This window comes from Actinosynnema pretiosum (assembly GCF_002354875.1).
In the GTDB taxonomy this organism is placed as follows: Bacteria; Actinomycetota; Actinomycetes; order Mycobacteriales; family Pseudonocardiaceae; genus Actinosynnema; species Actinosynnema auranticum.
Window position 1 is genome coordinate 4,283,341 of record NZ_CP023445.1, and the last position, 15,293, is coordinate 4,298,633.

General features: G+C 75.3%; 9 protein-coding genes. All 9 read right to left on the bottom strand.

The window, feature by feature from the left end; translation table 11 throughout:
• Positions 1-338 precede the first annotated feature (338 nt).
• On the bottom strand, positions 339-644 hold the full coding sequence (locus tag CNX65_RS18295; RefSeq protein ID WP_198320501.1) for a chorismate mutase: 306 nt from the start codon (positions 642-644) through the stop codon (positions 339-341).
• An 86-nt stretch (positions 645-730) separates the two neighbouring features.
• Positions 731-1,654 (bottom strand): prephenate dehydrogenase dimerization domain-containing protein, encoded by a 924-nt coding sequence (locus CNX65_RS18300; protein ID WP_157767713.1) that lies wholly within the window; start codon positions 1,652-1,654, stop codon positions 731-733.
• The gene (locus CNX65_RS18305; protein ID WP_096494678.1) at positions 1,644-2,546 is read right to left on the bottom strand and encodes a hypothetical protein; all 903 of its coding nucleotides are present in this window, start codon (positions 2,544-2,546) and stop codon (positions 1,644-1,646) included. Before CNX65_RS18305 ends, CNX65_RS18300 begins: the two co-directional genes overlap by 11 nt.
• Positions 2,543-4,933 carry a non-ribosomal peptide synthetase gene (locus CNX65_RS18310; protein ID WP_096494680.1) on the bottom strand — a complete coding sequence of 797 codons (2,391 nt, stop codon included), beginning with the start codon at positions 4,931-4,933 and terminating at the stop codon, positions 2,543-2,545. The genes CNX65_RS18305 and CNX65_RS18310 overlap by 4 nt, the downstream gene beginning before the upstream one ends.
• Before the next feature lie 39 nt (positions 4,934-4,972).
• Positions 4,973-6,001 (bottom strand): guanitoxin biosynthesis L-enduracididine beta-hydroxylase GntD, encoded by a 1,029-nt coding sequence (gntD, locus tag CNX65_RS18315; protein WP_096494682.1) that lies wholly within the window; start codon positions 5,999-6,001, stop codon positions 4,973-4,975.
• Between the two features lie 82 nt (positions 6,002-6,083).
• Positions 6,084-10,532: a non-ribosomal peptide synthetase gene (locus tag CNX65_RS18320; protein WP_096494684.1), complete on the bottom strand. Its 4,449-nt coding sequence runs from the start codon at positions 10,530-10,532 to the stop codon at positions 6,084-6,086.
• Positions 10,533-10,570: 38 nt separating this feature from the next.
• Positions 10,571-10,771, bottom strand: a complete 201-nt coding sequence (locus CNX65_RS18325) for an MbtH family protein (RefSeq protein ID WP_096494686.1) — start codon at positions 10,769-10,771, stop codon at positions 10,571-10,573.
• Positions 10,772-10,843: 72 nt separating this feature from the next.
• Positions 10,844-14,221: a condensation domain-containing protein gene (locus CNX65_RS18330; protein WP_096494688.1), complete on the bottom strand. Its 3,378-nt coding sequence runs from the start codon at positions 14,219-14,221 to the stop codon at positions 10,844-10,846.
• Positions 14,218-14,976, bottom strand: a complete 759-nt coding sequence (locus tag CNX65_RS18335; protein ID WP_198320502.1) for a thioesterase II family protein — start codon at positions 14,974-14,976, stop codon at positions 14,218-14,220. Before CNX65_RS18335 ends, CNX65_RS18330 begins: the two co-directional genes overlap by 4 nt.
• Between the last annotated feature and the right edge of the window lie 317 nt (positions 14,977-15,293).

Here is a 15,293-nt window from a genome sequence, read left to right on the forward strand (position 1 = left end):
CATACCGATCAACATCCGAGAACAGGACCACCCTGTTGGACTAGAATAACCTTCCCCGATAGGGATCATTTGCGGTGGAGTTTTGACTTCGCTTCGCGCACACCCAGAGGAACCCTTCGAAAGGGTTCCGCACACCCGTGGCACCGCCCCGGCCTGCGCAGATGCCCACCCCCGCTCGGGCACGCACCGTGATGACACCGCCGGTTACACAGCGCTTCGCCCCTTGCGGACACAGCCGCCCAAACCGCCCGTACCGAACCCGCCGAACGTTTCCCCGCAGGTCCTCGCGGTCACAGCCGTAGCGCACCGTTAACACGGTCGGCGCACCAAACCCATGATCAAATTACTCTCTGGTGACTTTCCGTGTCACCATCGATGATCTCGTCCTCCACGCGGCAAGCCTCGGCGACGATCATCGCGGCCAACTGCCGCATGAACTCCGGCGAAATCCCCATTCTGCTGCCGCGCGCGGCGTAAGCCTCCCGAACCGCGTCCACCCGGTCGGGCTGCATCATCGGTATGCCCTTTTGCTTCTTCACCGCAGCAACTTCGGCGCACACGCGCAACCGGGCGGCTACCACTTCGGCCAACTGCTCGTCGAGCTGGTTGATGCGCTCGCGAAAAGGACCCAGGACTTCAGCCACCGACAACACCCCTTCGTGCTCGCGCGGAGCACACGGAATAAAGGACGACGGCGGCCACGATAAGGGCGGTCGCTCTCAGCGCGGTCTCAGCTCTTCGGGGTCGCCTCGAACAGCGCGCGGCAGTGCGCGCGCAGCGGTCCGGCCTGCTCCCCCAACGCGGCGGACAGCTCGGCGAGGCAGCGCGCGAAGCGGTCCGGGTCCGAGGCGAGGTCCCCCAGCCCGAGCAGGAAACCGGACATGCGCGCGCGGACCTCCGGGGCGTCGGGGTTGCCCGCCTGCACGTCGCGGTAGACCTCGGGGACCCCGCCGCTGATCCGCGCCAGGAGCGCGAGCACCGTGCGGTGCGGGGGCGGCGCGAGCTCGACGAGGACGTCCGGGCTGACACCGCTGGTGGCGACGACGTGCCCCAGCGCGAGCACCGCCGCGTGGGTGGCGGCCTGCATGACCGAGGCGGCCCGGTCGTGCTCGTCGGGCGACACCCGCGCCACCCGGCCGCCCGCCGCGCCGATCAACCGCTCCAGCGCGTCGACGCGCGGACCGGGCGCGATCGGCACGAGGGCGACCGCGCGCCCGGAGAAGCCCAGTTCGGGGGCGAACATCGGGTTGAGGCCGCAGGCCTGCAGCGCGTGGCGCGCGGCGAGCGCGGTGGCCAGCTCAGCCGCGGCGTGCTTGACCGAGAGCGTCTCCACCAGCAGCGCCCCCGGCGGGAGCAGCGGGGCGCAGGCGGACATCGCCGCGAGCGCTGGACCCTCGGGGAGGGCGAGCACGACCGCGTCGGCGGCGCCCAGGGCTGCGCGCAGCGCGGCGTCGGGTCGGGTGGCGTCGGCCACCAGGGACGGGGCGCCGTCACCGGCCGAGGTCACGACGTCGACGGACGTCACCTCGGTGGAACCGGGGAAGAGGGCCCGCAGGAGGCGGCCCACCTGGCCCGCTCCCCCGATGACGACGACGCGGGCGAAGCGGGTGGGCTCGGGGTGGGCGGTCTCGGACCGGGAGGGCTCAAGGGGCACTGCTGATCTCCTGTCTGGGCGCGACCGGTGCGGTGTCCCTGGGCGCGACGCGCTCCAGCACCACGTCGAAGTGGTGCTCCGCAGCGGTCAACGATGCCACCGGGGTGGCCTCGTAGCCGTGCTCGGCCGCGATCGCCCGGACCCGCGACCAGCGCACGCCCGCGCCCGGCCGCCTGCCCTGCCTGCCGAGGTGCGCTTGCCAGGACGCCAGCGCCTCGGCGGTGGCGGCCACCGGGACGCCGACCACCCGCGCCCGGTCCACGCGCCCGGTCGCCAGCAGGCGGGCCAGGTGCGAGGTGCTGCCCAGCTCCCGCCCCCACCGCAGCGGCGGCCCCGACCCGGTGGGCGCGGCGCGGCCGAGCAGGGCGTCGTAGGCGGCGGTGCCCAGCGGCGGGTAGACGTGGGCGGGCACGCCGAGGGTGAGCAGCGCGCGGGTCAGCGCCGGGGGCGACCACCCGGCGGCGTCGGCGGTGGAGGTCGCGGCCCCGTCACCCGCCCACCGCAGCAACCGCTCCACGCGCGGGTCGCGCAGGTTGGCCAGCAGTACGGTCCCCCCGGCGCGCAGCGCCGCCGACAGCTGGGGGACCAGCGTGGTCAGGGGCGTGGTGGACAGCGACGGCGCCGCCAGGTCCACGACGACGGCGTCGGGGCCGCCGCCGAGCGCCGCCCTGCCCAGGGTGCCCGCCATGCGGGTGCGGCACCGCCGCCGCAGGTCCGGTCTGCGGGCCAACGCGTCGCTGGCCCGCTGCGTCGACGGCTCCACCAGCAGGTACTCGAGGTGGGCGGTGGCCAGCGCCACCGCCAGGTCCGGGTCGCCCAGGCCGAGCTGCACCACCCTGGTCGGCCCGGCGCGCGCGACCCGGTCGAGGATCAGGCCGGTGCGCGCGGTCATGCCATGGCCCGCAGCGCGGCGAGGTCGAGCTTGCCGCTGGGGTTGCGCGGCAGCGCGGGCAGGAGCACGTACCGGTCGGGGAACATGTAGGCGGGCAGGGCCTTGGCGACCTCCGCCCGCAGGTCGTCCTCGGTGGTGGCGGGGTCGGCGCAGGCGACGAACGCGACCAGCCGGTCCCGGTGCAGCACCACCGAGCACTCCTTCGCGGCGCGGTGCGCGCGGACGGCGGCCTCGACCTCGCCCAGCTCGACCCGGAAGCCCCGGAGCTTCACCTGGTTGTCGACCCGGCCGGTGGTGTGCAACCGCCCGTCCGGCGACCAGTGCCCCCGGTCCCCCGTGCGGTAGAGGCGGGCGCCGGGCTCGGCGGCGAACGGGTCCGGCAGGAAGCGGTCGGCGGTCAGCCGGGGCCTGCGGTGGTAGCCGAGGGCGACGGCGGGACCGCCGAGGTAGATCTCCCCCGGCAGGCCGGGCGGCACGGGCCTCAGGTGCTCGTCGAGGACGTGCGCCCGGTAGTTGGGCAGCGGCTCGCCGATCGGGATCTCCGCACCGGCGGCCTCGGCGAACCCGCAGGGGTGCGCGGTGGCCCAGACCGCGCACTCGGTGGGGCCGTAGTCGTTGAGCAGCACGGCGTCCGGGTGGTCGAGCAGGTGCCGGGCGACCAGGCGGGCGGGCATGGGCTCGCCGCCAACCGACACCAGCGCGAGGTTCGGCAGGGGGACGCCGGTCTCCAGGACGAGCCCGTAGTGCGAGGGCACCGAGTGCACGTGGGTGGGGTCGGTGCGGCGCAGCAGCGCGGCGAGCGCCAGCGGGTCGTGCGCCTCGGCCTCGGTGGGCAGCACGGCCGTGCCGCCGGTGGTCAGCGCCCAGTACAGGCCGCCCGCGGCGCCGTCGAAGCACAGCGGCATGGTGACCAGGTCGCGCTCGGGACCGGGGCCGCCGATCGCCCTGGCGCGCGTCGAGACCACGATGGCCCGGTGGTGCACGACCACCCCCTTGGGCAGGCCGGTGGAGCCCGAGGTGTAGATGACGTAGGCGGCGTCGTCGGGCAGGACCCGCACCGCCGGGTCGGTGTCGGCCTCGCCGTCGGCCTCGGCGAGGGCGAGCGCGGGCACGGGCAGCGGGAACGCGGGGACCTCGCGCCCCAGGACGAACCGGGCCCCGGAGTCGGTGACGAGGTGGCGGACGCGGTCGGGCGGGTAGGACGGCTCGACCGGGACGTAGGCGGCCCCGGACTTGAGCACGCCGAGCATGGCGACCACCGAGTCCACCGAACGCTCGGCGATCAGCGCGACGAAGTCGCCCCGGCCGGTCCCCCGGCTCCGCAGGAACCGGGCCAGGCGGTTGGCGCGGCGGTCGAGCTCGCGGTAGGTCAGGACCGCGCCCCCGCAGTCGAGCGCGACCGCGTCGGGGGCGCTCGTGGCGTGGGCTGCGACGAGGGAGTGCAGGCAGTCGGAGGGCACGGCCTGCTCCGGTCCGCTCGACCACGCGAGCAGGTCCCGCCGCTCGCCCAGGGTGAGCGCGGTGGCGTGCAGAGCGCGCCGGTCGGCCGCGATGTCCGCGACCACGGCGAGCACGCGGTCGGCGAAGACGGTGACGGCGGCGCTGTCGTAGGCGGCGGCGTCGTGGTCCACGCGCAGAAGCCCGCCCTCGACGGCGATCCGCAGGCCGTGGGGAGTGCGCGCGTCGGGGACGTGCACCGGTTCGGCGGTGCGCCCGAGGACGCGGACCGGAGTGGTGTCCAGGCGGGCGACGGCGACCTCGGCGCCGGGCGCGGCGGGGACCGCCGGGGTGTCGTCGACGCGACGCAGCAGTGCGCGCAGGTGCTCGGACTCCTCGACCTCGACCTCGATCGCGCCCGCCGGGGTGTCCAGCACGACATCGGGGCGGCCCCGGTACCTGGCCAGCACGACGGCGGTGGCGGCGGTCAGCACGGTCTCGGCCGAGGTCCCCGCGGCGGCGGCCACGTCCGCGACCAGGTCGCCACCGGGGCGGCGCAGGGTGGTGGCCGAGCCGGAGCGCGCCCCGCCCCCGCGCAGGACCGCGGGCAGCTCCAGCGGTTCGGCGGCCGGGACGGGGGGCTCGGGATCCGGGAACCCCGCGCCGGGGTCGAGCACCCACCGCAGCACGCGGTCGGGGTCGGTCCCGTCCGCGGCGACGACGGTCACCAGGTGGCTTCCGTCCGCGCGACGGCCGAGCACCGCCCGCGCGGTCGTGGTGTCCGCGCGGGCGGCCTCGGCCTCGGCCCGGACGAGCTCTCCCCCGCAGGCGGGGTCCGCCTCGGCCAGGTCGTGCACCACGACGCGGACCCCCGCGCCGATCCCGGCAGCACGCGCGCGCACGGCCGGGGGGTCGATGTCCCCGTCGACGATCCAGGTCCGGTCGATCACATGCGCTCCTGTGCGGTCGGTGCGGCGCTGCGGAGGTGCTCAGTCGAGGATTCGGTGGTGCGGGGCCGAGCGCAGCGCCCGCGACTTGCGCAGGTCGCGGGTGACCACGGCCTTCTTGAGCCACCGGTCGGTGCCGTCGTAGCGGGCCTGGAACGCGCACCGGCCGTGGACGGCCTTGTAGTTGTCGACCACGAGCAGGTCGCCCGCGTCGACCACGACCTCGGTCAGCGCGGCGTCGAGGGCCGAGACGACGGCGTCCAGCGCCTCGGCGGCCTCCCGGTCCCCCGGCAGCGCGGACATGAAGGCGGGGTCGACGCGCAGGTAGGGCTGGTCGGGGTGCCCGAACAGGACCGCGCTGGGCTCGGGTGCGTCCGCGATCGCCTGCACGGTGTGCGAGGCGCCGTCGATGTCGCGGGCGCGGTTGAGGTGCTCGTTGTCGGGGCGGATGAGGAACCGGGGCTGCCACAGCGCCGCCCGGTGCGCCGGGTCGAGCTCCACCTGGTCGACGGAGGCCAGGGTGGTGGGCACCCGGTCGTGGTTGCGCAGCCCCAGCAGCAGCAGGTAGTCGCAGCGGCAGGGGTGGAAGCCGTCCTCGGTGTGCCACTCCAGGTTGACCGTGCCGTGGCCGCTCTGCTCGCCCTTCTGCGACGGCATGGGCACCACGTCGTGGATGAGCCTGCCGTCCTGCAGCGTGGTCCAGCCGAAGATGTCGCCGAGCAACCCGGCCACCAGCACCAGGTACGCCTCCTGCGGCGCGGTGCGGGTCTGCCCGTCGAGCCCCCGCCAGTCCAGCGGGGTCGGGCCGATCTCGGCGTCGTCGACGGGCAGGCCCCGGATGACCAGCGCCGACGCCGACTCCGCCAGCCTCAGGTCGCGCAGCTGGTCGACCAGGCGCGCGGGCAGCCGGTGCGCCAGGCCGGGGGCGGCGGCGAGCAGCGACGGAGCGCTGGACGAGCCGTGCTCGCGCACCGCGGCGCGGGCCAGGGCCTCGACCTGCGCGCCGTCGACGGGGTCGAGGTCGACGTACCGGATCCCCGCCAGCGGTGGGGTGGTGGCGGAGCCGGTCATGAAGCACTTCCCTGGTACGTCATCGGGTCCTCCTCGGAGGGGGAAGGGCGCCGGGGCGGGGTAGCCCGCCCCGGCGGTGGGGTCAGGCAAGGGACTCGCTGGTGGTGGGGGCGTTGACGTCGCCGGGAGCGGGCAGGTAGCCGTTCTCGACCAGGAAGCTGAAGCACGAGTGCGCCCACTGCTCGTTGACCGGCGGGCAGGAGATGCCCGAGCCCTCCAGCGCAGCGAGGAGCACGCGGCACTCGTCCATGGGGTCGACCTGCTGCTGGAGCTCGGGGTCGAGCGCGGCGTGGCGCATGGAGGCGACCCGCAGGATGGGGGTGAGCGGGTAGAGGACGTGGTCCTCGTCCACGGCCAGCGCCTGGCGGCGGGCCTCCTCCTCGTCGACGACGTTGAGGTCGTAGCCGAAGGAGCGCAGCCACTGGTAGCACTGCTGCATGGTGGTCGGCTCGGGGTTGGTGATGTTGAAGTTCTTGCCGAGGTTCTCCTCCTGCAGGGAGGTGTGCACGATGGCCGCCGCGGTGTAGTCGACCGGCACGGCGTTGATCACGTCGTTGTAGAGCGGCAGGACCCCGAGGTCCAGGAAGCCCTTGAGGTAGACGTAGAGGTAGTCCGTGTCGTGCGAGGCGCCGGTCTCGGTGTGGCCGGTGATCATCCAGGGGCGCTGGACGGTCACCGGGACGCCCCTGTCGCGGGCGATGACGACGATCTTCTCGGCCACCCACTTGGTGCGCGGGTAGCCGGTGGGGACCTTCACCGGACGGTCGCCCAGGTCCTCCTCGGTGAAGGGGCGCTCGGCGCCGGTTCCCATGAAGACGTCCACGCTGGAGACGAAGTGGAACGCCTTGAGCGTGGTGGTGGTGGCCAGCCGCAGCAGCTCCTCGGTGCCGAGGACGTTCGCGGCCTTCATGGCCTCGTACGGGTAGGTGAAGTTGACGATCGCGCCGCTGTGGTAGATCGCGTCGAGGTCGGTGGCGAGGGTGGCGTACTCGGCCTCGCCCAGTCCCAGCCGGGGCTTGGACAGGTCGCCGGTGACCACCCGCATCCGGGTGCGGTAGGACTCGTCCCAGGCGCGGTACTTGCGCAGGACCTCCTCCAGGCGGTCCCACGCGGCGTCCTGGCTCTCGCCGCGCACCAGGCAGTGCACGGTGGCGCTGGTGCGCTGGACCAGCTCGACGGCCAGGAAGGCGCCCAGGTAGCCGGTGGCGCCGGTGACCAGGATGTTCTTGGGGGAGAACCAGTCGGCGTTGGGCAGCCCGTCGGGGACGATGGCCGGGTCGAGCCGGACGTCGGCGACGAGCTCGGCGACCTGCTGGGCGTACAGGGCGGCGCTGTCGACGTTGTCGCGGCGGCGCTGGTGGACCTCCACCGCCCTGGCGATGCCCTCGACGGTGGGGACGCGGAAGATCTCGTCGATGGGCAGTTCGACGTCGTGCTCGCGGGAGAGCTGGGCGGCGAGCCTGGCCACCAGCAGCGAGTTGCCGCCGAGGGAGAAGAAGTCGGCGGTGGCGCTGATCTGGCGCAGGCCGAGCACGGCGGCGAAGGTCTCCGCGATCTCCGCCTCCAGCTGGGTGCGCGGCTCGACGAAGCCTCCCGCCGCGATCTCGACCGGGGCGGGCAGCGCCGCGGTGTCGATCTTGCCGTGGCGGGTCAGCGGCATCCGCTCCAGGCTGACGAACGCGCTGGGCACCATGTAGTCGGGGATCTGGCCCAGCACGTGCGTGACCAGGGTGTCCTGGGTGAGCACGCGACCGATGACGGGCACCACGTGGGCGACCAGGCGGGGGACGCCCGGCTGGTCCTCGCGGACGGTGACGACGGCCTCGGCGACCAGCGGGTGGCGCAGGAGGACGTTCTCGATCTCCGACAGCTCGATGCGGAAGCCGCGGATCTTGACCTGGGTGTCGGCGCGCCCCAGGAACTCCACGGCGCCGTCCGCGCGGTGGCGGGCCAGGTCGCCGGTCCGGTACAGGCGCGCGCCGGGGTCGGCGGAGAACGGGTCGGGCAGGAACCGCTCGGCGGTCATCGCGGGGCGGTTGACGTACCCGCGCGCCACGCCCTCGCCGCCGATGTAGAGCTCACCGGGGACGCCGGGGGCCACCGGGTTGAGGTTCGCGTCCAGCAGGTGCAGGCGGGTGTTCGGGATGGGACGGCCGATCGGGACCCTGGTGGCCTCGCCGTCCTCGGGGCGCACGGCGTGCACCGACGCCCACACCGCGGCCTCGGTGGGGCCGTACTCGTTGAACAGGGCGGAGCCGGGGTTGCGGCGGAAGTGCTCGCCGATCAGCGCGGGCGGCAGCGCCTCGCCCGCGAGGATGGTGGTGCGCACCGAGTCGTGGGCCTGCGGGTCGGTCTCCAGCAGGACCGCGTACTGCGAGGGCACGCCGTCGACGTGGGTCACCTCGCGGGAGCGGATGAGCGCGCCGAGCAGCCGGGGGTCCAGCACCTCTGCCTCGGTGGGGAGCACGACGGTGCCGCCCGAGGCCAGCGTCCAGTAGAGCCCGCCGCCGGAGGCGTCGAAGGTCAGCGGGGCCAGCACCAGGTACCGCTCGGGCAGGCCGGGGCCCGCGCAGGCGGAACGGGCCTCGGTGGAGTGCACGATCTGGCGGTGCTCGACGGCGACGCCCTTGGGCCTGCCCGTGGAGCCGGAGGTGTAGATGACGTACGCCAGGTCGGCGGGGTCGACGGTCGTCGAGGGGCGGGCGCTGGTGGCCGGGTCGGCGGTGGGGACGGCGATCCGGGTGAGGCCGCTCAGCTGCTCGGGCAGCCCGGCGAGGACCGCCTCGGAGCCGACGACGGTGGTGATGGCGGCGTCGGCGAGGATGAAGGCCAGCCGGTCGGCCGGGTAGGTGGGGTCGAGCGGGACGTAGGCGCCGCCGGCCTTGAGGACCCCGAGCAGGCCGACCACGGCGTGCGGGGTGCGGTCGACGAGCACGCCGACGCGGGTCTCCGCCGCGGCGCCCGCGGCGATCAGCTCCGAGGCCAGGGCGTTGGCGCGGGCGTCGAGGGACCCGTAGGTCAGCTCGGCGTCGCCCGCGACCACCGCGACGGCGCCGGGGTGGGCCTCGGCGGCGGCCTCGACGAGGCCGTGCAGGGTGCGGGTCCGGTCGTGCTCGGTGCGCGTGTCGTTCCAGGTGCGCACCACCAGTTCGCGCTCCCGCTCGGAGAGCAGGGCGAACTCGGCCAGCGGCCTGGTGGGCTCGGCCAGCGCGGAGTCCAGCAGCAGCAGGACGTGCCCGAGCAGGCGCTCGACGGTGTCGCGGTCGAACAGGTCGGTGTTGTACTGCGCGCGCAGCGCCAGCGCGGGCCCGCGCCGGGTGGCGACGAGGTCGATGTCGTGCGCGGTCCAGGTGACCGGCAGGTCGACCGGGACGGCGGTGGCGCCGGGCAGCTCCACCGACTCCGGCTGCCGCTGGTAGGAGAACGACACCTGGAACAGCGGGGTGTGGCTGAGGTCGCGCTGCGGCTGGGCGGCCTCGACGATCCGGTCGAAGGAGAGCCTGCCGTGCGCGGTGGCCTCGGCCGAGACCGCCGCGGTGCGCTCCAGGAGGCGCTCCAGGGTCTCGTCACCGGTCAGCTCCAGGCGCAGCGGGAGCGCGTTCTCCAGCGGGCCGATCAGGCTCGTGCCATCGGCGTGCCAGGTGGCCGGGACGGCGACGCCGATCGCCAGGTCGTCCTGCTGGGAGTAGCGCGACAGCACCGAGGCGTAGGCGGCCAGCAGCAGGTGGGCGTGGTCGGCGCCGGTCGCGGAGGCGTGGGCGTCGAGGGCGGCGGTGGTCGCCTCCGGCACCGGGACCGACACGGCGGCGCCCGCGATGGTCTTCATCGGCGGCCGGGTGCGATCGGTCGGCAGTTCGAGCGCGGGCAGGGCGGCGAGCTGCTCGCGCCAGTACTCGATGTCCTTGATCGCCTCGTCGCCGTCGACCCACTCCCGCTGGGCGGTGACCACGGCGTGGAAGTCCGCGGGGGTGGTGTCGGCGGCGCCGCCCGCGTAGGTGGTCAGCACCTCGTCGGTCAGCAGCCGCACCGAGCGCTGGTCGGCGACCATCTGGTGGGCGGTGATGAGCAGGACGTGGTCGTCAGCCGCGATCCGCAGGAGCGAGGCGCGCACCAGGGGGCCCTTGGCCAGGTCGAAGCGGGTGCGGGTCTCGGCGGCCACGACGCGGGCCAGCTCGCCGGGGATGTCGGCGGGGTCGAGCTCGGTGACGGGCAGCCGCAGCGAGACCACGGGGGCGGTGGTCGCCAGGGGGTGCCCGTCGACCTCGCGGAAGGTGGCGCGCAGCACCTCGTGGCGCTGCACCGCGGCGACCAGCGCCTGCTGGAGGGCGGCGGGGTCGACCCGGCCGCGCAGGCGCACCGCCGTGGCCACCTGCCAGGGCTTGCTGTCGTCGAGCTGGAGCAGCACCCACAGCCTGCGCTGCTCCAGGGACAGGTTGCTGGGGGTCGCCTCGGCCGAGGTGTCCAGGAGCCGGGCGAGCAGCGCGCGCTTCTCGTCGGGCGTCATGGAATTCAGCTCGTGCTGCTGGCTCATGCTGGGGGCTCCTGTCGTCGTGCCGGGCCGAGGGGTGACTAGGCGACGTGCTCGCGGACCGAGCGGGGGCGCATGTCGGTCCAGACGGTCTCGATGTGCTTGAGGCAGTCCTGCTTGGAACCGGTGAAGCCGGTGGCGGTCCAGCCTGACGGCAGTTCGCGCTCGACGAACCAGATGGAGTGCTGGTCCTGGTCGTTGACGACCACCTGGAAGGTGGTGTCGGCGTCGTCGATGCCCATGGGTCCTCCTGGGTGGGTGTGCCGGCCCGGGGTCCGGGCCGGTGGTGGTGGGTCGGGTGCTCCGCCACCCGGTCAGCCGAGCTGGCGCAGCAGCCGCTCGACCTCCTCGTCGGACATGCCCGCCAGCTGCCCGCGCAGCGCGTCGGCGCGGTCGGCGGGCCGCCGGTCGCGGTCCTGCTCCGCGTCGGCGACGGCCTTGGCCAGCCCCGCCGGGGTGGGGGTGCGGAAGAACTCGCGCACCGGCACCAGCACGCCGGCCTCGTCCCGGACGCGGGCGATGACCTTGGCCGCCAGCAGGGAGTGCCCCCCGAGGGCGAAGAAGTCGGCGTGCACGCCGTACCCGCGCGTGGGCAGCAGCTCGTGGAAGACGCCCATGGCGAGGCGTTCGAGCCGGTTGCGGGGCGGGGTGTCGTCGAGCGCGCCCACCAGGCCCTGCCCGCGCAGGGCGGCCAGCGCCGCCCGGTCGGGGGCGCCGTCCGGCAGCCGGGGCAGCTCGGGCAGCACGCCGAAGCGGGCGGGGACCTCGTGGGCGGGCAGCGCGGCCAGCGCGCGGGCGCGGGCGGACGCGGCCAGCTCGTCGCGCTCGCGGGCGGTGCGCGCGGCGCGGTCGGGGACCAGCCAGCCCAGCAGGGCGGTGGCGCCGCCGAGCTCCCCGGTGGACACGGCGGCGGCGCGCACCCCGTCCACCTCGGCGAGGACCGACTCGACCCGTTCGGGGCGCACCGGGTGGTCGCCGACCGCCAACCGGCCGCCCGCCAGGGCGACGACCTCCAGGTCGCCGTCCGAGGTGTGCCTGCACAGCAGACCGGTCCCGCCGTGCCCCACCAGGTGCAGCTCCCCCACCGCGCCGAAGGGCGCCGGGTGGCCGTCGGCTCCCAGCAGCGGGCGCTCCTGCCCGGCCAGCGGCGGGCCGAGGCGGGCGGGGCCCGCGAGCGGAGCGAGGGCGAACGGGAGCGGGACGGCACTGCTGCGGCGACCGACCGCGACCGGGTTCCCGGTGCGGGCAAGCGCGTCGAGCAGGTCGGGGGCGACGACCTCGTCGTGGCACACGAGGGTGGCGCCCTCGGGCACCGGGTGTCCGTCGGTGAGCAGCGACCGCCACGTGGGCGCGTCGGCGAAGAGGAACTCGGCGGGGCCGCCCTCAAGCACCAGTCTGCGCCCGTGCGCGAGGGCGACCAGCAGGTCCACCGGGTGGGGGGTGGCGCCCAGCACGGCGACGTCCCGGCCCTCGACGCCCAAGCGCTCGGCGACCGCGGCGGCGGTCCGCACCAGCGCCCGGTGGTCGACTGGGCGGGCGGCCGGGGTGTGCGCGGCTGCGGCGCGGGGGTCAGCGGCGCGGGACTCGACCGCACGCGGCTCGAGAGCGCTGCGGACAGCGGCCCGGCGGTCGGGGTCGTGGTGGGCGGGCGCGCCTTCGTCGGCGGTCAGATCGGTGGCCGCGCTCGGGGCGCCAGGGCGGTCCGCGAGCCCGTCGTGGGCGACCGGGCGGTCGGCGAGCCCACCCTGGGCGGCGGCGGGGCGGCCGGGCCCGCCCTGGGCGGCGGCCGGGTGCTCTGCGGCGGTGCGGCGGAGGGGCTCGCCGCGGCCGTCGGCTGAGCGCTCTGCGCCTGCCCGGCCCGCGGTTCCGCCAGGGGACGGGGTGCCGGAGCCCGCCAAGGCGGCCGTGTCCGGATCGGGTGCGGAGGACGTGGTGGCCGGGTCGAAGCGGGGACCCGTGGTCACCCGCCAACCGGTGGGGTCGTCGGGGTCGCGACGGAGCAGGGCCCCGGTCCGGTCGGGACGGGTGCCGTAGCGGAGGACCGCGCCCGCCTCCAGTGCCGCGAGCGCGGCCACGACGGTGTCGATCCCCGTTCCCGGCGGAACGGTGACCGTCGTGCCGCGCACCCCCTCGGCGCGCAGCAGGTCGACGGCCTCCCGCACGCGGTCGGCCAGCCCCGCCGCGGTGACCTCGGTGTCCGGTGTGGACACCACGACGTCGTCGGGCACGCGGCGGGACAGCGCCTCGGGCGTGGTGCTCGCGCACGGGGGCAGGGCCGGGCCGGTCGCCCACCGGGCGAGCTCGGCGCGCTCGGCCTCGCCTGCGGGCAGGGTGGTGGCGCCGTCAGGACCCTGGCGCAGCCCGCGCGCGGCTGTCTCGAACAGCCCGAGCAGCCGGGCGGCGGTGGCCCGCTCGTACAGCCCCCGGTCGAAGTCCAGGTGCAGGCGCAGGCCGTCGCCCTCGGGGGCCACGGTCAGCCACAGGTCGAACTTCGCCGAGGTGAACGGCAGCGCGACCTGGCTCATCCTCACACCGGGCAGCGCGGCGCTGACGCCGGGCGTGTTCTGCATGGAGAACATGACGTCGAACAGCGGGTTGCGGTCGAGGACACCCGCGTGCCCGACCTGCTCGACGAGGTGGTCGAAGGGCATCTGCTCGTGGGAGAACGCGGCCAGGCAGGTGTCGCGGGTCGCGGCCAGGCACGCGCGCAGGCCGTCCGCGAGCGGCAGCCGGGTGCGCAGCACCAGGGTGTTGGCGAAGTAGCCGACGACGTCCTCGGTGTCGGGGTGGTGCCGCCCCGCCACCGGGGTGCCCACGGTGATGTCGTCCTGGCCGGTGACCGCCGCCAGCGCGAGCTGGAAGGCGGTCAGCAGCACCATGAACGGGGTGGCGTCCGCGCGGGCCGCGAGCGCGACCAGGTCGGCGGTGGTGGCGGCGTCCAACCTGGACTCGACGCGCCCACCGCCGCCGCCCCGCCCCTGCGCGCGGGGCCGGTCGACGGGCAGGTCGAGCGCCGGGGTGCCCGCGAGCCGCGAGCGCCAGTGCTCGGTGAGCTCGCGCAGGCGGCCACCCGCCAGCTCCCCCCCGTTCCAGGCGACGTAGTCGGCGTACTGGACGGGCAGTTCGGGCCGGTCGTCGGCGCGCCCCTCCAGCAGGTCCCGGTAGGAGTGCGCGAGGTCGCGGTGGAACACCTCGGTGGACCACCCGTCGCACACCACGTGGTGGATCACCGCGACCAGGACGTGGCGGTCGGCGGCCTCGCGGACCAGCACCGCGCGCAGCAGCGGTGGCTCGTCCAGGGTGAACGGCCGGGCGGCCTGCTCCTCGGCAAGGCGCAGGGCCCGCGCCCTGGCGCCCTCGGCGTCGGGCCCGGACACGTCGACCACCGGGAGCGACACCAGCGCCTCGGGGACCACGACCTGGCACGGCTCGCCGTCGACGACACCGATCCCGGTGCGCAGGCTCTCGTGCCGGGCGACGACCCGGTTGAGCGCACCCTGCAGGGCGACCACGTCGACGTCGCCGACCAGCTCGGCGGCGCTGACGATGTTGTAGGCGGCGTTGGCGGCGGGCTCCAACTGGCACAGGAACCACAGCTGGCGCTGCGCCGGGGCGGCGGGCAGCACGAAAAGGCCGGTGTAGTCGCGGGCCGGTCCACCGCCGACCCCGCCCACGTACGACGAACTGCTCATCGCGGTCCCTCCCCGGTCAGCGCGCGCTCGACGGTGGCCAGCACGTCGGCCTCGTGCTCCTGGACGAAGAAGTGGCCGCCGGGGAAGTCCGCGACCCGGCAGTCCCGGCTCGTCAGCGCCGACCACCCCCGGCTGCCCTCGACGGTGACCTGGGTGTCGTCGGCGCCGCGCAGCACCAGCACGGGGGTCTCCAGCGGTGGTCCCGGCCGGTGGACGTAGGTCTCGGCGAGCGCGAGGTCGGCGCGCAGGCTGGGCAGCATGAGGTCGACCAGGGCCGGGTAGGCCAGCGCCTCGGGGTCGAGCCCGCCGGTGGCGGCCAGCCACGCGATGAGCTCGTCGCGCGGCAGGTCGTGGGCGCGGTCGAACTCCACCGCCTGCGGCGCCTCGCAGCCCGCGACCGCGAGCAGCGCGGGCGGCGGGAAGCCGGACGCGCGCAGCCCCCTCGCGAGCTCGAAGGCGATGAGCGCGCCCGCGCTGTGCCCGTAGAGGGCGTAGCGGCGGTGGGTGCGGGAGCCGACGACGGGCACCAGGGCGTCGACCAGCTCGGCCAGGTCTGCGATCGCGGGCTCGTCGAGCCTGCGCTCGCGGCCGGGCAGCAGCACCGCGGACACGCGCACCGACGTGGCCGCGCGCTGCCAGCCGTGGAAGGTGGCGCCCCCGCCGCCCGCGTGCGGGAAGCACAGCAGCTCGCACACCGGGTCCGCCGGGGTGTCCGAGGAGGCGAACCACCTGGACCTGGCGTGTGCTGGCAGCACGGCTGACCTCCGCGTCGGTGGTGGGACCCGAGCTGGTCCGGAGGCGCGGCGGCACCCTCGGGTGCTGTCTGGGCCGCGGTGGTTCTCCGGCTGGCCGCGGTGGGCGGGCCTGGCGCGATCGGGGCTCTTCATCCTTACCAGCAGCGGAGGTGGGCACGTCAACCCTGGTGCGCCGAGGTGAGAGGGGGTGGGGAGACGAGTGAGACCGCCCCGAGAGACCGGCTTCGGCGGGTGAGAGCGCCGCGAGAGTCGGGCTACCTAGATTCGTCCACTGTCCACACCTGCGCACGAGCCGTCCTGCCCCCGCAGGCGGAGGG